Genomic DNA, 19,464 nt, shown 5'->3' on the forward strand with positions numbered 1-19,464 from the left:
CTCAAGAGTCTCGTTCTGCGGCATGGCCACCCGGGCCGTTGTTACCACCACGACGAGCAGAAAAAGCGTCCGTAGAACGAGACCGAGGAATCGCATTATGCGTGCCAGCCATCACTCTATTCGAGTCGGTGTATAGCACATATTCGGCAATAAAGTAAGCATCTGCACAACTTTGTGCAGTGCGACGGCATCATGACAACCGCTCGTTCGAAGGGCAAGCTGCTATGAAATACGGCACCACGTTTGGGCTTATCCTGGGATTGACTGTCCTCTTGGGCAACGCGGCGTTCGCGGCCACCCCGGCGCGCTGCCGAGCCGAGGTGCTGCGATCCGAGGAGCTTCCTTATGCGCCGATCGGTTCCTGGCTGTTGAAGGCCACCGTTCGTATCATTTATCCGGACGGCCAGGCCGCGGAGTCGACGTTCTTCAGGACCGTGCCCTGGCAGGTCACGCTGCGCCGGGGCGAGCATTTTCGGTTCGACTGCGAGCGGATGCGCGATGCGTGGCCGGTCGCCCTGCAATAGCTCAAACGCGAGGTGGATAGCGTCATGGTCAATCTGATTGTCGGTCTCACCCAGGTTGCATTCGCTCTCGGCAGTCCCGCCGGCGCGGTGGCGGATCGCGCATGGCAGCCATCGGTCGAGCAGGTCAGGATGGTCTGCGATCAGGACTGCAATTGCTGGCGAACGCGGTATCAGGAACGCCGGCCGTTACTCTTGGGCCGGGACGATCTGGCCTGCCCGCCGTCGGAACGACGCCCGGTCGGCTATTACAACGGCTACTACCGCAAGGGACCGGCGACGGGCGTGGATTTCGACAGCAAGTATCCGGTCCGGGAATTTTCGTTCCCGTTCTGAACGGCGCGAGCGCCAGCTCGAGGCAGGTGAGGCGCGTGCCGCGTTCTATTCCTGCGGCACGGCTCCGCCGGAGACGCTGCGTTCATCGAAGCGAGGACCGGCGCGTCGTTTCGCAGGCTCCGGGTCGGCCTGGTCGTTCGTTCCGCTGGATGGTGCAGACGCGTGGAGCTCCCGCGCCCGTCGGGTCACGGCGGCATAGCGCGCCGTCGCGCTGAGACTCATCAGGCCTGCGCGTACCAGTCCGAGAATCGCGCGCCGCGAATGGAAAGGCCCGGTCTTGCTCGCGGCATAGCCGCGCGGATAAAGTTGCAGGCGGCCGCCAAACGCTTCCTGCAACGCCGCCTTCTGGGTCGCACTGAGGCGCCGGCGCCGCGCGGGCTTTTCCGCTTCCACCAGCATGCGCAGCTCGATGCCGGGTGACTTCCGTGGCGCGGCCTTCATTGTCAGCTTACACTCCGGTCGACGGTCGTCGGCTTCCGCGAGGCCCGGCGCCTGACTGGCGTCGCCATGGACGCCGGCATGTGGCACATCATGGCTTGCGCTGTTGCTCATCACGAAACAGAACCGCATTTCGCGCAGCGGCGGCATCTGACGAAGGTCAGGATCGGTTGTGACGAAAGTCATATTCGTTTGCCGCCGCTATCGGCTTACGCCAGAGTGGGGCGGTCGCTAAGCGGATGGGCAACGCATGATCGATCTGAGCGCGGACTTGCTTGCGGCCGCCGAAGCCGATGTCATCGGCCTCGCCGTCATCGGCGCTGACCGCGGCATGCAGCGGAAGATCGGACGGCTGGTCGAATGGCTTCCCGCGATCGGCGTCGATTGCTGCGAGTGCATGCTGCTGGTTGGTATGGAGGCCGAACTGGCGGCGCTTGCCGGTGGCCAGCGCGACATGATCGCGCTCGCTGGCGTGCGTGGCGCATCGCCCGACATTGCGCAGCCGATGACGGCGGTCGTGCTGTGGAATGCCACGCAGTCGCACTATTTCGTCATCGCGATGCCGGACTTCGCCGGACGCCAGGTCGAAACGCTGCTCGGCAGCGAGCGCCGGGCCCGGCGCCTGATGGAGCAGCAGCTCGAGGCGGCGAGCGCGGAGGTGCGCTTTGCCTCGCTGGCGCGGACGCGGCTTCGCCTGGCGCGCGATCTGCACGATACGCTGGTGCATTCGATCGTGGCGCTGCTGACCCAGATCCGGCTGATCAGGCACTATCTGTCGACCGATCCCGCGCGCCTTGCCGACAGCCTTGCGACGGCCGAAGACGCCGCCGCGAGCGGGCTCGCGCGCGCCCGTGAAGCCATCGAGCGCTTGCGCACGCCCGACGATCTGAAGCTCGATCCGGACGTCGAGGGACTGCTGAGCGACTTCGCCACACGCAGCGGCGTCCGGGTCTCGATCCAGATCGACGAGCCGGCGCGTGCCGGATTGCGCGATTGCGGCCTGACGGTTCAGCGCATCCTCAGCGAGGCGCTCCGCAACGTTCAGAACCATGCGCAGGCGCATCGCGTCTCCTTCCACGCCTATGATGCGCCGGCCGCGATCGGCCGAAGGCTCGTCGTCGAGATCCGCGATGACGGCCGCGGCTTCGATCCCGCGGTCCCGGCACCAGGACATTTCGGATTGATCGGAATGGCCGAATTTGCTGAACTCGTCGGCGGAAGCTGCGCGGTGGAGAGCGCACCAGGGCAGGGAACGCTGGTCCGGATCTCGCTCCCCGTGGCGGTGCCGCCGGCGGCGTCGGCCGGCGTGCTGGCCGATTGATGTGATTGCTTCGCATTGAGAGCTGTTCGAGCGAAGCGCTTCGAGAGGATGACGGAAGCCCGTGAGCAAGATTGAAAAGGTGCGGGTGCTGATCGCCGAGGATCAGACGCTGATCAGGGAAGGGATCGCGACGCTGCTCGCCCAGCAGAACGAGGATTTCGAGATCCTTCCTGGCGCGTCCGACGGCGAGCAGGCCATCGAATTCGCGCGGCGCTATCGGCCGGACGTCATCCTGATGGACCTCCAGATGCCGCGTGTCGACGGTATCGCCGCGACCCAGCGGATTCTGCGCGAGCTGCCGCAGACCCATGTCGTGGTGCTGACCACATTCGAGACCAACGATCTGATCTTCGAGGCGGTGAGCGCGGGTGCCAAGGCGTATCTGCTGAAGGATGCCAGGATGGAGGAGATCGCAGGCACGATCCGCGCCGTGATCAACGGCCAGTCGGGGCTTTCACCCGGCGTCGCCGCGCGCATCCTCGACGAATTCAAGCGGCTGCGTGGTCCGCGCGTCTCCGCCAAGCTGCCGGTCCGCGACGGGCTGACGGCGCGCGAGAACGAAATTCTGACCCTGATCGTCGAGGGCAAGAGCAACACCGAGATCGGCGAGCGGCTGCATTTGGCCGAGGGAACCGTGAAGAACTATGTCAGCACGATCCTGGAGAAATGCCAGGTCAAGAACCGTACGGAACTGGCAATAAAGGCAATAACTTACTAGAAATAATTGCCCGCGACCGCACACCAAGCGGTTGATCCGGCTGAGATTGCTCGCCTTTCTCTGGGCCGCGCCCATAAAATTGGCTATAGGATTGTTCCGGATTTGCTTTTTGACGCGGCAAGTCCGGGTTGCGCAGCTATGAGTAAGCAGGGATTGACCATGAAGGGTATCGACCGCCAGACCAAGGGCACGGATGGACTGGCAGACGCCGCGGCGGCCGGCAACGGCGCGGATTCGGCGGCGCATGGCATGGCCGCGATCGATCAGGTCCGCGATCTTCTGTTCGGCGGCGCGCAGCGCTCGATCGAGACCAACCTCGCGGGCCTGCGCGAGGAGATGCAGGCGCAATTGAAGCAGATGCAGGCGGATTTCACCAACGAGGTCACCGCCCTGCAGGCGAGGCTCTCCGATCTCGAACGGGATACCGAGCAGAAGCGCCTCGACTCGCTGAAGGATGTCGGCGCGGCGATCACCCAGCTCGGCGCGGCCATCAGCGGATTGGGATCGGGCCGCACGGGCAAATAGCCATGGCAGCCGCTGCCGGCCAGAACCGCGAGATCGAGCAGCTCAGGACTTTGCTGTTTCAGCCTGAAGCGACGCGCTTGACGTCGCTGGAGGCCGAACTCGACTCGTTGCAGCGTTATGTCGGCAACGCCGACCGGCTGGAGACCGCAACCGCCGGCATCCTGGTGGAGGCGCTGGAGCGCGCCGAGGTCAATCGGCCGCGCGAACTCGCGACCGCGATCGCGCCGGTCGTGGTCTCCGCGATCAGGAACGAGATCAAGAATTCGCGCGAGCAGATGATCGAGGCGCTCTATCCGATCGTCGGCCGCCTGGTCAGCGCCGCGGTCGCGAATGCGTTCCGGGAAGTGGTCGCCTCGCTCGAGCAGCGCATCAACGCGCTGACCTCGGCGCAATTGTGGGTGGGGCGGATCAAGTCGCTGGCGACGGGACGCCCGATCAGCGAGTTCGTGCTGGCCGACAGCCCGCCGCAGGTCAACCGCCTGCTGATCATCGAGCGCGGCAATGGTCGCCTGATCGCCGACTGGAAGCGCGACGCGACCCCCGACGAGCGCGCCGATCTGCTCAGCGCGATGGTGGCGGCGATCCTGGAATTCTCGGTGCAGGCGCTCGCCGGCGAGGGCAATCTGCAAACGCTCGATTTCGGCGGCCGGCAGATCGCGCTGCGCGCCTCGCCCCGCTTCATCCTGGCGGCGGAATGTCTGGGCCCGCTGCGCCCGGCGGACAATGCCAGGATCAATTCGCTGTTCTTCGATGCGATCGAGCGCATCGACCGCGGCGCGGATTGCGATGCCCCGATGCTCGCTGCGCTGGTCGCTGCGATCGAGACCGACGACGCGCCGCCCAGGATCGCGAGCCGGCGCGGCAAGGTCATCCTGATCGCGGTGCTCACCGCGGTCGCCGCGCTGTTGCTCTGGCTTGCTGCGATGTCGGTGACACGCGGCCTGCTGGAGCGGCGGACCCATGCGGCGCTGGAGCAATTCACCGCCAACCAGCCGCTGCTGGCCACGTTCCCGCTGCGGCTCGACTTCGATCACGGCAAGTCCAGCGTCGCGGTCTCGGGCATCGAGCCGAGCCAGTTGGAGACCGCGCCGCTGCTCGAGGTGCTCGCAACGGCCGCTGCGCCTTACAAGATCGTCAACCGCATCGGTCTGGTATCCGCGCCGGATCAGGTCGCGGCGTCACAGGCCAGCATCGCGGCGAGCCTGACGCGCCTGCAGGCGAGCCTCGACCAGATGCGCGAGGCGATGAGCGCGCAGGCGAAGTCGGGCGAGCAGCGCTATGCCGGGCTGACCGCGCAATATGACAAGCTCGGCGAGCAGTACGCTAGGCTCGGCGAGCAATATGCCAAGCTGCAATCCGTCACCGACGGGCCAGCGGCGCGGCTCGACCGCTTCATCGCCTCCACCGCCATCTTCTTCGTCAACAACGCCGACGAATTCCTCGACAACGATCAGGCCGAGCAGCAGCTTCGCGAACTGGCCGGATTGTTGGCGAACAACGATCTCAGGGTGAGGATCGTCGGCTATGCCGATCAGAGCGGCACCGAAGGCACCAACCGGACGCTGGCGCGCAAGCGCGCGGAGCAGGTGCAGCGCAGGCTGGCCGCGCTCGGAGTCGATCCGTCGCGCTTGATCCTGGTGTCGCGCGCGGCGACGATGCCGATCACCGATCGGCCCGACGCCACCGTCGGCGGCAACCGCCGGGTGGCGTTCGAGACGGTCTATCGAGGCGAAGTGGCGCGCTGATGCTCACCGCGAAAGTCATGCTGCTCGGCGATATGGGGGTCGGCAAGACCTCGATCCTCTATCGGCTGATCTACAACCGGTTCGAGGGCCAGTACAAATCGACGCTCGGCGTCGAGATCCTGAGCCATGACGTGGTCGCGGCGGATGGTAGCGATCCGACCCGCCTCGTGCTGTGGGACACCGACGGCGATTTCGGCACGCAGATTTTCGACACCGTCTATGTCACCGGCGCGTCGGCCGCGATCATTGTGTCCGACGTGACGCGACCGCAGACCGTGACCCGCATGGTCGAACTGGTGCGCGGCTTCGAGGCGCGCTTCCCCGGCCGGCCGTACAGGGCGCTGTTGAACAAGATCGACCTGCCGGAGGCCGCGGGCAGCGCGGGCGTGATCGCCGAACTCGGCAAGTCCAGCGTCAGGTCGGTCAGCGCCAAGACCGGCGTCGGCATCGCGGAAAGCATTGCCGAGCTCGCGCAAACCATCCGTCGCCGTCAGCTCTAGTTCGCGCAATTACACGCAGTTTGGTGTCAGCCGTCCCGACTTCTCGGGGCTGGCGAATCGGGCCGGGACGGCTGACTTCATCGCACGTGGGGCGTACGATGAAACGCTCTCGACGTGCGGCGCACGACCGCACGATTCTCTCCCCGACTGCACCACGCCCTCCCACACTCCGATAGTGACGATGGTCATCTTCCACTCGGCCAATGGCCTGCCTATCGTCCGCTCCGTCACCGGAACCAGCCATGAGGCCAGCAGTGTCTCGGGCGCACGGAGCGAGAGAACATGAGTATTTTTGGAAGCATCATGGGCGCAATCTTTGGCCACGGCGCCCAGGCCAAGACGGCTGAGACCACAGCGACTGCGGCACCTGCACCCGGAGCGGCGCCGGCGTCGACACCGTCGGCTGCGCCCGCTACGCCTGCCGCGCAGACGGTTGACGTCGCCGCGATCGTCGACAAGGCGGCCGCCGCCAAGGGCGAGAAGCTCGACTGGCGGACCTCGATCGTCGACCTGATGAAGGCGCTCGGCCTCGACTCCAGCCTTGCTGCGCGCAAGGAGCTCGCCAAGGAGCTGCACTACACCGGCGATACCAACAACACCGCCGCGATGAACGTCTGGCTGCATCAGCAGGTGATGGCCAAGCTGGCTGCCAATGGCGGCAAGCTGCCGGCCGACATCAAGACCTGATGACCTGCCTCGAGCCGTGCGGGGCGTTCGCGCCTCGCGCGGCTCCAAACCATGTGTATTGCGTGAGGAGCAGTTGCGATGACCTCATCTCATCTTGCCATCCTGGACCGGCAGACCGGCGTCGCGCGGTTCGCCGCGTTGATCGGCGCGGGGCTCGGCCTCGTCGCGCTGGCGCTCGGCGTCAGCATCGCCGTCGTCAATGCCGATAGCGGCGGCGACGTGCCGCGGCCGGCGAATGCGACCGTGCAGCGCGCCGCGCAGACCCCGCCGCCGGCGCGGGTCATCCTGCCCGCGCCGTGGGAGCAGGCCGCGCCTGCGCAATCCGCTGCGGCGCCGGCGAAGCCGGCAGACCGCCGATAATTTTTCCGCGCCTTCGTTGCGGCCGGCGACCAACGGTGCCGGATCGCGCCACAGCCTTTGCAACAGGACATCACATGCTGAAGGAATTCAGGGAATTTGCCATGAAGGGCAACGTCGTCGATCTCGCCGTCGGCGTGATCATCGGCGCGGCGTTCGGGGCGATCGTGTCGTCGATGGTGGCGGACATCATCATGCCGATCATCGGCGCGGTCAGCGGCGGGCTCGACTTCTCCAACTATTTCACGGCGCTCTCGAAGTCGGTGACGGCGACCAACCTGGCCGATGCCAAGAAGCAGGGCGCGGTGCTGGCCTGGGGCAATTTCCTGACCCTGACGCTCAACTTCCTGATCGTGGCGTTCGTGCTGTTCATCGTTGTTCGTCTCATGAACCAGCTCAAGCGCGAAGCGCCCGCGGCGCCGGCCGAGCCGCCGAAGCCGACCAGGGACCAGGAGCTGCTCACCGAGATTCGCGATCTGCTGAAGTCGCGTGCGTAGAACGTCTTCAAGCGGCGACACGATCGCCGCGCGTGTACTGCGTAATGCCCAGCTCTTGGAGCCCAGCCATGCCAGAACAGGTCAAGCTGCCCCGAAAGCTTTCGCAAGAGCCCGGTGGCCCGTCGACGCTACGGCCGAGCCACCGGCGGGTCATCGAGGAAATCGATCGCTGGGCCAACAGTCCCGGTCTGCGGCCGCCGAGTGACACGAAGGAGCTGGACGACAAGCGCTCGCGCGGCCGACAGCGGGAACGGCGGCCGCGCTGGCTGGCGGATGATCCGCGAAATTAACGGCGCACAGCGCTCGCGATCAGCGCGGTCGAGGGAATCGCGAAGCTGTCGCCAACCCGTCCGCGTTCGATCTCGGCGCGGAACGCGCGCGCGACTGCCGCGCTCTGGTCCGCATCGAGCCCGCTCCAATGCGGCATGAATTCGAACAATTTCTCGATCTCGCCGGGGTTGCCGACATTGAGTTCGAAGTCACGGGTGACCTCGGTGACGACAGGATCAGCGAAGCCGGCGGCGGCGATCGCGGCACTGAGGCGGTCGGGGTCGGCGAGCTCGGCGAGACCGGTGCAGGGCATCGGCGTGACCTTCTTAGGATAGAGCCGCCGGATGACCTGCGACAGCAGCAGATGCACGGCGGCACCATCGGCGTTCTTCCAGACCGCGATCGCCGCCGATCCGCCTGATCGCGTCACCCGTGCCATCTCACGCAAGCCGGCGCGCCAGTCCGGAAACAGCATCACGCCGAATACGGACACCACCGCATCGAAAGCGGCGTCCGGCAGATCGAGCGCCTGGCCGTCCATCTGCCGTGCCTCGATATTCGCCACATCATGCGCACGGACCCGCGCCACCATGCCGGCGGAGAAGTCGATCGCGGTAACCGCAGCACCGGTGCGGGCGGCGGCCAGCGCCGCGACACCGGTGCCGGTCGCGACGTCGAGCACTTTCGATGACGGGCCGATCGGGAGCAGCGCGACTGCGGCCTCGGCGAAATGTGTCGTGAATGGCTGCGACTGCGCCTCGTAGGTCGCAACCATCTTGTCCCAGTGCGCAGGATCGTGGAACGGTAGCGGCTTCGCCGGCTCATTTGACTGCATGAATCTGGTCCTCGAGTCCTTGTTTGTGTTTGGCGAGCCGGCGCTTGAAATCCCTGGCGAGCGCTTCGAGCGTCACCGCGCCGAGCCGCTTCAGGAACAGCGCCTCCACCTCGCGAAACGTCCCGGAGAGCGCGTCGTTGACGGCCTGTTCGACGAGGCAGCCGGGATTTTCCGAACGGTGGCCCATCGCGACGATGGTGGGCGCGCCGACCGCGCGATAGATGTCCGCGAGCGTGATGGCGGCGGGATCGCGCGCCAAGGTCCAGCCGCCGCCATGGCCCTTCTCGGAGCGGACCAGGCCCTGCTCGCGCAGGCCCGCCATCACGCGGCGCACCACCACCGGGTTGGTGGCCATCGCCTGCGCCAGTTGCTCTGATGTGACCGGCTCGCCTGCTCCGATCATGTGGAGCAGGCCATGCAGGACGCTGGACAGGCGGCTATCGCGGATCATGTAACTTCATATGTTACATGATGGGGTCGTCGTCAAGAGGGACGATGGCGGGCGAGCCGGCGGGGTTTGGCCGGGTCGCTGTCAGGCATGGGCCATGCCGCCATCGACTGTGAGCTCCGCGCCGGTCGTAAAACCTGCTGCGGGTGAGGCGAGAAAGCGGATCGCTTCCGCCACTTCCTCGGCGCCTCCCCAGCGGCCCATCGGAATCAGGCTCTCGACATAACGACGGATCGCAACATCGGCGGTTGCCCGTTCGGTCAGCGGGGTCTCGATCGGTCCCGGCGATACGACATTGACGCGAATGCGCCGCGCCATCAGCTCGCGTGATGTTCCGGCATTGCGGACGAAGGCGCGGATAAAGCCTTTGCTGCCCGCATAGAGCGGATCGCCGGGCTGGCCTTTGCGACCGGCGACCGAGCCGACAAACACGACGGATGCGCCGTCGGCGAGCAGCGGCAGCGCTTCGACGAAAGTGAACACGCTTCCCCGAACGTTCACGTCCATCAGCCTGTCATAGCTGGCGGGCGTCAGTTCGCCGATCTCGGGAGCATTCGAAACGCCGGCATTGATGACAAGGATATCGAGCCGGCCGTGGCGCGCGGCCACGCGCTGCATCAGGCCTGCGATCTCGCGGGCTTCGGCGAGATCGACCAATTCGGCTTCCGCGCCTGCGCCGATCTCGCGCATCACAGCATCAAGGCGCGGCGCATCGCGTCCGGCTACGATCACCTGCGCGCCTGATCTGGCGATCCGCGCCGCCGTCGCGCGGCCGATGCCGCTGCTTGCCCCCGTGACGAGGGCGATCCGTCCCGAAAGATCGGACGATTGGTCTGGATTTGTCATGTGACCTCATTTATCAACGAGTGTTGATGAAGCAGATAGCGTGAGTTCCGAGAAATGTCAACGACTGTTGATAATGGGCGCAGGCCGGTCCGGTTGTCCGCGGCAGAAAGCCGTGCCCGCATCCTTGCGGCTGCGCGGCGAGCCTTCACCCGCGCCGGATACGACACGGTCGGTGTCCGCGAGATCGCTGCCGATGCCGGTGTCGATCCCGCGATGCTGCCGCGGTTGTTCGGGTCGAAGGAAACCCTGTTCGCCGAAATTGCCAACGGCGCCTTCAGCCTGGAGCCGGCCTTCGAGGGGCCGCTGCACGGTCTCGGTGCGCGCGTCGCCAGGCATTTGCTGGGTCCGATCGAGAAGCCGCCTGCCGCGGATTTCGACGAATTCGCGTTCCTGCTTCGCTCCGTCGGCAGTCCCGTCGCGGCCTCGATCCTGTCGCAGGCGCTGCATGCTCATTTCGTCAAGCCGCTGGCGGAGCGCATGGACGGTGCAGAAGCCGAGCTGCGCGCGGCGCTGATCACGTCCTATGTGCTCGGCTTTGCCGTACTGCGTGCCGCGCTCCGCTCGCCGGCGATTGATCATGGTGATCCCGAATTGATCGTGATGCGGCTCGGCAAAGCCATTCAGGATTGCCTCGACCAAACGAGGCCCGGATCCGGAGCGTCGCGCCTCGCGACCCGTCGCAAGATCTGACACGCCTGTCCGATATTCGCGTGCCGGATTTGGCGGCGCCATCCGTTTAATCCCCATCGGGGTCATGACGACGGGGTGGTATCGTGGGCAATGCGGTGGTTGATCGGATGCTATTGGATGCGGTTGCGCATTATGGCGCGGGCCGCGCGACGGAGGCCGGCGCGCTGTGCGGCGACATCCTCACCGCCGATCCCGATCATGTCCCGGCGCTGCATCTGTCCGCGGTGATCGCCTTCGTGACCGATCGCGCCGCGGAAGGCGCGGTGCTGCTGAGCCGGGTGTTCAGCCTCGATCCGCATCATGGACCCGCGTTCGGCACGCTCGGCGATGCGCTCGCCGTGAAGGGCGAGCACGAGGGCGCGGTGGCGGCGTTCCAGCGTGGCGTGACGCTGCGGCCGCGTGATACCGGCCTCCACATGAAGCTCGGTGCTGCGCTGTGCGACCTGTCGCGCTTCGACGAGGCCGAGGCCGCATTTCGCCGCGCGATCGCACTTGATCCCGGCCTGACGCGGGCGCGGTTCAATCTGGCCGTCGCGCTGGCCGGGCAGCGAAAGCTGATCGAAGCGGAACAGGCCTATCGCGACGTGATCGCGCGCGATCCAGCCTATTGCGGGGTCTGGCTCAATCTCGGCAACGTGCTGACCGATCAGGACAAGCTCGATGCCGCCGTCGCGGCCTATCGCAGCGGGCTCGGCACCGAACCCGGCAATGCCGGGCTGCACAGCGGCCTCGGCGCGGCAAGCTATCGCCAGGGCCGGCTGCGGGATGCGATCCAGCATTATCGCCGGGCGATCGCGCTCGATCCGGTCAACCTCGCTCCGCAACGCCTGCTTGCCATGGTGTTGCATGAGGCGGGCGAGCGCGACGAAGCCGTCCGCATCTATCGACAGGTCTCGGCCCGCGACCCGTCAGATCATGTCATCCTCAACAATCTCGGCGCCTGCCTGTTCGAGCTCGGAGAGGTCGATGATGCGATCGCGTGCGCCGAACTCGCGCTGGCGATCAAGCCGGACCATGCGGCCGCGCATACCAATCTCGGGATCATCTTCGAGGCCCAGAACCTGGTCGATGCCGCGGTGGCCGCGCATCGGCGCGCCATCGAGCTCGACCCCGACTTCGCCAAGGGATACGCCAATCTGGCGGTCGCGCTGCGCAATGCCGGCGACATCGACGCGGCGCTGGTGGCCTCGCGCCGGGCCATCACGCTCGATCCGCAGCAGCCGCTCGCGCATTACAACCACGCTCATTTCCTGCTGATGAATGGCGAGTTCGAGGAGGGCTTCGAGGAATACCAGTGGCGCCGCAAGGCCAAGATGCTGAGCGATGGCGATCCCGTGTTCGACGAGCCGGAATGGCAGGGCGAGCCGCTCGCAGGCCGCACGCTGCTGCTGTTCGCCGAATACGGGCTTGGCGACGCCATCAATTTCGTCCGCTACGTGCCGATGCTGGCGGACAGGGGCGGCCGGATCTTGCTGCAAGTGCAGCCGGCGCTGGTGTCGCTGCTGCGCCCGATGCTGCCCGATGTCGCGGTGTTCGCGCGCGGCGAGCCATTGCCGCCGTTCGATCTGCAACTGCCGCTGCTCAGTCTGCCGCGGATCTTCCGCACCACCGTCGAGACCATCCCCGCGGCGATCTGCTATCTGCAAGCGGATGTCGTCAAGCTCGCGCGCTGGCGCGAAGCGCTGAGCGGCGTCTCCGCGCTGAAGGTCGGCGTGGTCTGGAGCGGCAATCCCAGGCACAAGGGCGATCGCCAGCGCTCGCTATCGGCGGACGCCGTGCTGCCGCGGCTGGTGACGCCTGGCGTCCAGCTCTACAGCCTGCAGAAGGAGCCGCGCCCGGACGATGCGCCGGTGCTGCGGCGGCTTGCCGCTGACATCGTCGACCTCGCGCCGACGCTCGGCGATTTCGCCGATACCGCGGCGGCCGTCTGCTCGCTCGATCTCGTCATCGCCGTCGACACCTCGGTGGCGCATCTCGCCGGCGCGCTCGGCCGCCCGGTCTGGATGTTGTGTCCGTACGCGCTCGACTGGCGCTGGCTGCGCGATCGCGCCGACACGCCCTGGTACCCGACCATGCGGCTGTTCCGCCAGGACAAGCCGCAGGCCTGGGACGGCGTGCTGGCGCGGATGTCGGACGAGCTGGCGCGGGTGGCACAAGGTGCGCACAAATTGCTGCTGCCGCCGGCGTCGTAGAGCTCACCGGACACGGGAATGTGGATTTGATGCAACATATGATTGAAAAATTCTAAAGCTGCAACAAAACATATTGAAGCTTCCCCCGCGTGCGCGCCGAATGCGGAAACCGATCATTGCAACGATCGCATCGGCTGGGGGGTCTGATGAAGAAAGCCAAGGCACGGAAGGCCGGCAAGGCAAAGAAGCCGGTCAAGGCAAGTAAGCAGGTCAAGGCAAGGAAGGCCAAGAAAGCAAAGGCCGCAGGGAAGCCGCGAATGACGGCGGCCTTGCCGCAGGCCGCAACGACAAGGGCCGCGGCCGCACATCCGAAGGGGTGCTGCACCATAGCGGCTCCCAGCGTGCCCGATCGCGATATCTCGGGCGTCACCGAAGCCGAATGTAACGCGATTGCCAATGCTCATCCCGGTTCGGTTGCGAACTGGGTCGAAGGCTCTTGCGCCTGAACGATTGACGACCAGAACATTTTTTTTGAGAGATTGCCATGTCACCCGCAAAACCGGGAATGCTTGCCGCTGCCGCTTTGTGTGCCTCGTTCCTCAGCGGATGTGCCGTACCGATCTACGATGTTCCATATGATTCTGCCGGCCAACCGACGGTGAAGTCGATCGTTGATCGCATCCAGTGCGAGATCAAGGAGATGGTTCGCGATGATAGCGACGACGTGGCCGCATTCCATGGACGATTTCTCCTGAACGGAGACTACGATGCCGAGATCTCGCTATCGGTTGAGGTCAATGATACTGGCGGCTTGGCGCCAAACATGAGCTACCTTCATCCGCCGACGTCGTTCACATTCAACGTCAGCGGCACTCTCAGTGGGTCACGCGACCATACCTTCACCGAGAACATTCAGTTGTCGACGCGGGAAATCTATCGCGAATGGAAGAGCGGCACGAATCTCCATGAATGCCCGCCCGCAGATACCAATCTATCGGGAAGGCTGGGCCTCAGCGATTTCGTGGCGATGGCCGCACTGACGCCTCGCCGCGACGACACCATTACGTTAGCGACGCCGGGCGGGGTGTTCGGCGGAACAATCACGTTCGTGATCACGAAGAATCTGAGCGCGATCGGGCCGACCTGGCAACTCGTGAACTTTACCGGACCGGGAGCATTGGGAAGTTTGTCGCAAGTCAACACGGACAAGATCACGGTTGCCTTTGCGCGCGGTCCCAATGCGGGCAAGCCGATGCCAGCGATCGTCAAGCGACCATGGCGGAGGGACATCAGCAATCCCTACGCGCACGAGTTCCTAAACCAACTGCTGACCAGCTCGATCAATACGCAGCTTCAGATTCTGCGCAACAGCCTCCGCTGATCAGGCAGCGGCGGTTGTTGCCCGCGGCGACCATGCGGCCGGGCGCGGCCTCACCCCGCGCTCATCCGCTGTGCTCCGCCGAGCAGCTTCACGTTGAGCCGGCCGCCGTCGAACAGCATCTCGTTCAGCGCGCCGTCGATGTCTTTGGTGGTGATATGCCGGCCGCCGTCGCGGGCGATGCTGGCCTGGGCGATGCGGCGCATCAGCTCCTTGATGAAGGCGGCGCTGACGCCTTCGGTGCGCTGCGCCGCGGCATCGATAACGGACGGTTCGAGCGGCAGGCCACGGCCGTAGAGCCGGATCAGCTTGCAGCGTCCGATTTCGTCGGGCAGCGGCACCTCGATCGCCTGGTCGATGCGGCCGGGCCGGCCGGCCAGCGCGCCTTCCAGCTCTTCCGGCCTGTTGGTGGTCAGCACGAACAGGATGTCGCAGTCCTCTTTCAGGCCGTCCATCTCGTTGAGCAACTTGTTGAGCAGGGATTCCTCGCACGGTCCGCTCATGCCCTTGCGGTCGCGCGCGATCAGGTCGACATCCTCGATCACGACCATGGTCGGTTGCAGTAGCCGCGCAAGGTTCATATAGGCGCCGAGCAGCCCGACCTGCTCGGCGGTGATGATCAGCGTGGTGTGACCGGGCAGGTTGGTGGCGAGATAGCGAATGGTGTGGGTCTTGCCGGTGCCCGGCGGGCCATAGAGCAGGATGCCCTTGCGGGTCGACTGGCCGAGCTTGCGCAGCAGATCGCGGCTCTCGACGAAGTCGAGCACGTTGCGGTCGAGCAGCCGCAAGGTCCGGTCCGGCAGGATTACGTCGTCGCGGGCGACCGTCGGCAGACGATGTACGGTCACGCCGCGCGCGCGACCGCGATAGTCGGCGGCGTCTTCCAGCGACAGGATCTTGCCGCGGTAGGATCGTGCCGTATGCACGGCAGCTTCGAGCTCGGCAAAGGTCTGTTGCACGAGGCTGTTTCCTGCGGAGCCTGCCGGCACCGCGAGCTCGATCCGCAAGCTCGGCTCGCTCTGATAATCACGGTGGTGGCTGAGCAGCACCGCGTAGCGCAGCTGTTCGGTCCGGCACAGCCATAATCCGTTGGTGAGGCATTTCACCGGCTCCGGCTCCCCGACGTCGACGTCGTGATATTGCGGTGGCGCGATTGCAGGTGCGTTGCGGCTGTTCTCCATCAGCGCGGCAAAGGCGAGGGTCTCGTAGCGGTGTTCCTCATGAAGGCCGAAGAAATGAAGCGGCGTGTCGAACAGCCGGTCGATCGCGATCTGAACATCGGCACGCATATGCCCGGGAAACTGCCGCGACCTGGTCAGGATCTGGTTGCGCGGCACGCCGGCAAAATGCCAATCGAGTGCTACGAAGGCGTATCGGAACTCCTCGCCCGGCAGGTTTTCCGAACTGGCCCTGGTGGCGAGCAGGCAGTTGCTGCACAGGCAGACCGTCTTGCGGCCGAGGAAAACGTCCGTGACAGGGTCCAGCGCGCCACAGAGCTCGCATGGCCGGGCCGCATCGGCAGCTGCGCTCGTGATCAGCAAGGAATAGCCGTTGCTGCGGATCAGCTGCTCGGCCGACTCCAGCAATGCCCGGGCCACTGTCGCCGGATAGGGGCCGCATGCAATTCCGCTCAGGGCCTCGATCCGTGCGGTGGCGGCGATCGCCTCTTTCCCGGACTTGCCAAATACCGTCCGCAGCAGGTTCCGGATGAAATCTATCGGTGTCTCGTCGTCGTCATGAATGAACAGCTTGATCGGGCCGCTCTCGGCAAGGACGTCGTGCATCGGATCCTCGAAACGCAATCGGAAACAAAAAGAACAAAATGAGAACATCATGGCCGTCGGCCTGCGTCAAGCGAAAGATTTGCCCACCTCACCCCTGACGTGTGGTGAGCCGGTCGGCCGGCTCGGCAGGGAACGCGGCGCATGTGTAAACGCCGCTCAATGCTTGTGACGATCATGTTGCGGCAAATGCCAAGACATGGCCGCCACAGCGGCAAACTTCCGACACATCATCGGGGCGAAAAGGAGTTATCCGACATGACGCGAGCGCGAGGCAGATTCTCTCCCAGGAATCTTCCGTCGCGCCATTGTTTTTATGAGGCTCTCGTGTCGCACAAACTCCGTTTTGCGATTCTTCTCGTCTTCACCCTGTTGGTCTCTCCGGTGCTCGCGCAACCGGCCGCCAAGCCAGCGCCGCCACAACCAAGTACCAGCGACGCGTTGACGCCGGAGCAGGCCAAGCGCGCGCTCGAAACGTTGCAGGACGACAAGAAGCGCGGCGAGATCATCAACACGCTGCGCGCCATCGCCAAGGCCTCGCCGCAGGCCACGGCTCAGCCGGCGGCTGCGGAGCCCGCGCCCGAGCAGCGTTCGCCGATTCCACTCACCGCGGACAGTCTCGGCGCGCAACTGCTGCTGATGGTATCCGAGCAGGTGACGGAGATGTCGCGCGAGGTCGCGAATGTTGCGCGTACGCTGACGCATTTCCCGGCGTTCTACTACTGGTTCGTTCGCACCGCCAACGATCCCGCTGCCTATGGTTTGCTGATCGATATCGCCTGGAAGCTGGCGCTGGTGTTCGGATGTGCGCTGGCCGCCGAATGGGTGGTGTTTCGCCTGATCAAGCGGCCAGTGGCGTTCCTGGAGCAGCGGCTGCCGCGGACCGCACGGGTGCCGGCGCAGGTGCTGGCGAGTGTCGATCCACCGTCATCGGTCGCCGACGTCACGCCGGAGCCCGAACTGCATCGCCGCCGGCTCAGCCTGGCGCGGGCCTGGCAGTCGGTGATCCGGCTGCCTTTCGTGGTCGGGCGCCTCGTGCTCGAACTGTTGCCGGTCGTGGTTTTCGTCAGCGTCGCCACCGCACTGCTCGGCACCGAGATCGGCGAACAGTCGACCACGCGGCTGGTGATCCTCGCGGTCGTCAATGCCTACGCATTCTCGCGGGCGCTGATCTGCGCGGTGCGGGCACTCGCCGGTCCGTTCGGCCTGTTCCGCGTCCGGGCCGAGACCGCGGCCTATATCGAGATCTGGGCCCGGCGCATCGTCGCGGTCGGCGTATCCGGCATCTGCCTTGCCAATGTCGCGCTGCTGCTCGGGCTGCATCGTGCCGGCTACGCCGCGCTGCTGCGGCTCGTGATGTTGGTCGTGCATTTGTTCGTCGTCGTCATCATCCTGCAATGCCGCCGCCAGGTCGCCGCCGCCATTCGCGCGCCGGCCGATCGCACCGGGCTTGCGGCGCGGACGCGCAACCGCCTCGCGTCGCTCTGGCATGTGCTGGCGATCGCGCTCGATCTCGCGCTGTGGGCGGTGTGGGCGCTCAACATCCGCAACGGCTATTCGCTGCTGCTGCAATATTTCGTCGGCACAGTCGCGGTGCTGCTGGTCACCCGCCTCGTCACCATGGTGGTGCTGAGCCTGATCGACCGCGGCTTCAGCATCAGCCCGGATCTGCTGCAACGTTTCCCGGGGCTGGAGTCGCGTGCCAACCGCTATCTGCCGCTGCTGCGCAAGGTGGTGTCGGCGGTGATCGCGCTGATCGGCTTCGTCGCGCTGCTCGAGGTCTGGGGTGTCGATGCCATCGTCTGGTTCTATGGCGGCCAGATCGGCTCCCGGCTGATCTCGGCGCTGGTGACGGTCGGAATTGCCGCGCTCGCCGCGGTCGTGATCTGGGAGGTCGCCAACGCGTTCATGGACCGGCAGATCGACACGCTGTCGCGCGAAGGGCATTACGCCCGCGCCGCGCGCCTGCGCACCTTCCAGCCGATGCTGCGCACCGCGCTGTTCTGCATCATCGTGGCGGTGGTCGGGCTCACCGCGCTGAGCGAGATCGGCGTCAATGTCGCGCCGCTGCTCGCGGGCGCCGGCATCGTCGGCATCGCGATCGGCTTCGGCTCGCAGAAGCTGGTGCAGGACCTCATCACCGGGCTGTTCCTGCTGCTCGAGAACACCGTGCAGGTCGGCGACACCGTCACGGTGTCCGGCCTTTCGGGCGTGGTCGAGAACGTCTCGATCCGCACCATGCGGCTGCGCGCCGGCGACGGCTCGGTGCACGTCGTGCCGTTCAGCGCGGTGACGACGATCACCAATGCCAGCCGCGGCGCCGGCAATGCCGCCGTCAGCGTCAACATCGCCTTCAAGGAGGACACCGATCGCGCCGGCGAGATCCTGAAGGACATCGTCGTCGGGATGCGGCAGGAGACGGCGTATCGCGCATTCATCCGCGGCGACCTCGAATTGTGGGGCGTCGACAAGGTCGACGGCTCGGTCGTCACGATCGTCGGCCAGATCCGCTGCACCGATAGCGGCCGCTGGGCGGTGCAGCGCGAGTTCAACCGCCGCATGAAGCGGCGCTTCCAGGACGAGGGCATCCAGATCGCCTCGATGGGCCAGACCATCCTGATGCAGATCCCGGCGCCCTCCGAGCCCGACACCAACGTGATGCCGCGCCGCGCGGCGGGCTAACGCGGGCGCAGCCCCCTCTCCCCGTGAGAACGGAGAGAGGGAGCACGAGCGCACCCGTCGCGTCTCATCGTTGCGACACCGTCTCGCGACGATGAGACGGCAACCACCCGATCTGTCCCCGGACGGCGCTCGCCGGCGACCGAAATAGGCCCTTTCGCATCCTTCCCTGCGATTTCCTTGCTGGCACAGCGCTTGCTGATTGTCGTGTCAATGCGCGGCAAGACGCATTGCATGACTGAACCGTAACGCAAAGGAAGGAAACGCACATGGAGCTTGGCTACTTCACCATGCCCTCGCACCCGCCGGAGTGCGGATTGAAGGAAGGGCACGACTGGGACCTGCAGACGATGCGCTGGCTCGATGAGCTCGGCTATCAGGAAGCCTGGATCGGCGAGCACCACACCGCGCCCTGGGAGCCGCACCCGTCGCCCGATCTCTTGGTGGCGCAGGCGCTGTTGCAGACCAAGAATCTGCGCATCGGCCCCGGCGGCTTCCTGCTGCCGTATCACCACCCCGCCGAGCTCGCCAACCGCGTCGCGATGCTCGACCACATCTCGAACGGGCGCCTGAATTTTGGCGTCGCCGCATCGGGCCTGCCGAGCGACTGGGCGATGTTCAATGTCGACGGCATGAGTGGTCAGAACCGCGACATGACCCGCGAGGCGCTCGAGATCATCCTGAAGATGTGGACCGAGCCGGGACCGTGGACGCACAAGGGCAAGTACTGGACGGTGAGCAAGCCGGACACGATGTTCGA

General features: G+C 65.5%; 22 protein-coding genes. 17 read left to right on the forward strand and 5 right to left on the reverse strand.

What is annotated here, in order from left to right; translation table 11 throughout:
- Positions 1 to 224 precede the first annotated feature (224 nt).
- Positions 225 to 524 carry a hypothetical protein gene (locus B2W55_RS28965; RefSeq protein ID WP_145987220.1) on the forward strand — a complete coding sequence of 100 codons (300 nt, stop codon included), beginning with the start codon at positions 225 to 227 and terminating at the stop codon, positions 522 to 524.
- A gap of 24 nt (positions 525 to 548) precedes the next feature.
- Positions 549 to 857 (forward strand): hypothetical protein, encoded by a 309-nt coding sequence (locus tag B2W55_RS28970; RefSeq protein WP_024578867.1) that lies wholly within the window; start codon positions 549 to 551, stop codon positions 855 to 857.
- A 45-nt stretch (positions 858 to 902) separates the two neighbouring features.
- Here B2W55_RS28970 and B2W55_RS28975 read toward each other — a convergent pair whose 3' ends face one another.
- A complete protein-coding gene (locus tag B2W55_RS28975; protein ID WP_244442114.1) occupies positions 903 to 1,445 on the reverse strand; it encodes a hypothetical protein in 543 nt (180 codons plus the stop codon).
- Positions 1,446 to 1,545: 100 nt separating this feature from the next.
- Between B2W55_RS28975 and B2W55_RS28980 the strand changes: the two genes are divergently transcribed.
- From B2W55_RS28980 to B2W55_RS29020, 9 genes are all read left to right on the forward strand, one after another.
- Complete coding sequence (locus B2W55_RS28980; protein ID WP_024578869.1) at positions 1,546 to 2,616, forward strand: histidine kinase; 1,071 nt, start codon at positions 1,546 to 1,548, stop codon at positions 2,614 to 2,616.
- Positions 2,617 to 2,677: 61 nt separating this feature from the next.
- Positions 2,678 to 3,334, forward strand: a complete 657-nt coding sequence (locus B2W55_RS28985) for a response regulator transcription factor (RefSeq protein WP_024578870.1) — start codon at positions 2,678 to 2,680, stop codon at positions 3,332 to 3,334.
- A gap of 6 nt (positions 3,335 to 3,340) precedes the next feature.
- Positions 3,341 to 3,859 carry a hypothetical protein gene (locus tag B2W55_RS28990; RefSeq protein ID WP_291532663.1) on the forward strand — a complete coding sequence of 173 codons (519 nt, stop codon included), beginning with the start codon at positions 3,341 to 3,343 and terminating at the stop codon, positions 3,857 to 3,859.
- Between the two features lie 2 nt (positions 3,860 to 3,861).
- Entirely contained in the window at positions 3,862 to 5,604 is a 1,743-nt protein-coding gene (locus tag B2W55_RS28995; protein ID WP_024578872.1) for an OmpA family protein, read from the forward strand.
- Positions 5,604 to 6,104, forward strand: a complete 501-nt coding sequence (locus tag B2W55_RS29000; protein ID WP_024578873.1) for a Rab family GTPase — start codon at positions 5,604 to 5,606, stop codon at positions 6,102 to 6,104. The genes B2W55_RS28995 and B2W55_RS29000 overlap by 1 nt, the downstream gene beginning before the upstream one ends.
- Before the next feature lie 282 nt (positions 6,105 to 6,386).
- A complete protein-coding gene (locus tag B2W55_RS29005; protein ID WP_024578874.1) occupies positions 6,387 to 6,791 on the forward strand; it encodes a DUF3597 domain-containing protein in 405 nt (134 codons plus the stop codon).
- Between the two features lie 78 nt (positions 6,792 to 6,869).
- The gene (locus tag B2W55_RS29010; protein WP_024578875.1) at positions 6,870 to 7,151 is read left to right on the forward strand and encodes a hypothetical protein; all 282 of its coding nucleotides are present in this window, start codon (positions 6,870 to 6,872) and stop codon (positions 7,149 to 7,151) included.
- A 74-nt stretch (positions 7,152 to 7,225) separates the two neighbouring features.
- Positions 7,226 to 7,645 (forward strand): large conductance mechanosensitive channel protein MscL, encoded by a 420-nt coding sequence (gene mscL, locus B2W55_RS29015; protein WP_024578876.1) that lies wholly within the window; start codon positions 7,226 to 7,228, stop codon positions 7,643 to 7,645.
- Positions 7,646 to 7,713: 68 nt separating this feature from the next.
- A complete protein-coding gene (locus B2W55_RS29020) occupies positions 7,714 to 7,935 on the forward strand; it encodes a hypothetical protein (protein ID WP_024578877.1) in 222 nt (73 codons plus the stop codon).
- Here B2W55_RS29020 and B2W55_RS29025 read toward each other — a convergent pair.
- From B2W55_RS29025 to B2W55_RS29035, 3 genes are all read right to left on the reverse strand, one after another.
- Entirely contained in the window at positions 7,932 to 8,750 is an 819-nt protein-coding gene (locus B2W55_RS29025; protein WP_029878770.1) for a class I SAM-dependent methyltransferase, read from the reverse strand. The two genes, B2W55_RS29020 and B2W55_RS29025, sit on opposite strands and share 4 nt — an antisense overlap.
- A complete protein-coding gene (locus tag B2W55_RS29030; protein ID WP_024578879.1) occupies positions 8,737 to 9,201 on the reverse strand; it encodes an Rrf2 family transcriptional regulator in 465 nt (154 codons plus the stop codon). Before B2W55_RS29030 ends, B2W55_RS29025 begins: the two co-directional genes overlap by 14 nt.
- 81 nt (positions 9,202 to 9,282) lie before the next feature.
- Positions 9,283 to 10,044, reverse strand: a complete 762-nt coding sequence (locus B2W55_RS29035; RefSeq protein ID WP_024578880.1) for an SDR family NAD(P)-dependent oxidoreductase — start codon at positions 10,042 to 10,044, stop codon at positions 9,283 to 9,285.
- Positions 10,045 to 10,137: 93 nt separating this feature from the next.
- Between B2W55_RS29035 and B2W55_RS29040 the strand changes: the two genes are divergently transcribed.
- From B2W55_RS29040 to B2W55_RS29055, 4 genes are all read left to right on the forward strand, one after another.
- A complete protein-coding gene (locus B2W55_RS29040; RefSeq protein WP_024578881.1) occupies positions 10,138 to 10,734 on the forward strand; it encodes a TetR/AcrR family transcriptional regulator in 597 nt (198 codons plus the stop codon).
- Positions 10,735 to 10,841: 107 nt separating this feature from the next.
- Positions 10,842 to 12,926: a tetratricopeptide repeat protein gene (locus B2W55_RS29045; protein ID WP_043855362.1), complete on the forward strand. Its 2,085-nt coding sequence runs from the start codon at positions 10,842 to 10,844 to the stop codon at positions 12,924 to 12,926.
- A 146-nt stretch (positions 12,927 to 13,072) separates the two neighbouring features.
- Complete coding sequence (locus B2W55_RS29050) at positions 13,073 to 13,372, forward strand: hypothetical protein (protein ID WP_024578883.1); 300 nt, start codon at positions 13,073 to 13,075, stop codon at positions 13,370 to 13,372.
- Positions 13,373 to 13,410: 38 nt separating this feature from the next.
- Positions 13,411 to 14,247: a hypothetical protein gene (locus B2W55_RS29055; protein ID WP_145987221.1), complete on the forward strand. Its 837-nt coding sequence runs from the start codon at positions 13,411 to 13,413 to the stop codon at positions 14,245 to 14,247.
- A gap of 50 nt (positions 14,248 to 14,297) precedes the next feature.
- Here B2W55_RS29055 and B2W55_RS29060 read toward each other — a convergent pair whose 3' ends face one another.
- Complete coding sequence (locus B2W55_RS29060) at positions 14,298 to 16,028, reverse strand: ATP-dependent Clp protease adaptor ClpS (protein WP_024578885.1); 1,731 nt, start codon at positions 16,026 to 16,028, stop codon at positions 14,298 to 14,300.
- Between the two features lie 324 nt (positions 16,029 to 16,352).
- Between B2W55_RS29060 and B2W55_RS29065 the strand changes: the two genes are divergently transcribed.
- Positions 16,353 to 18,707 (forward strand): mechanosensitive ion channel family protein, encoded by a 2,355-nt coding sequence (locus tag B2W55_RS29065; protein ID WP_024578886.1) that lies wholly within the window; start codon positions 16,353 to 16,355, stop codon positions 18,705 to 18,707.
- Positions 18,708 to 18,973: 266 nt separating this feature from the next.
- Positions 18,974 to 19,464 (forward strand): LLM class flavin-dependent oxidoreductase (locus B2W55_RS29070; RefSeq protein ID WP_291532671.1); only part of this gene is annotated, 491 nt, incomplete at its 3' end.

It is taken from the genome of Bradyrhizobium sp. UBA2491 (genome assembly GCF_002341725.1).
Lineage (GTDB): Bacteria > Pseudomonadota > Alphaproteobacteria > Rhizobiales > Xanthobacteraceae > Bradyrhizobium.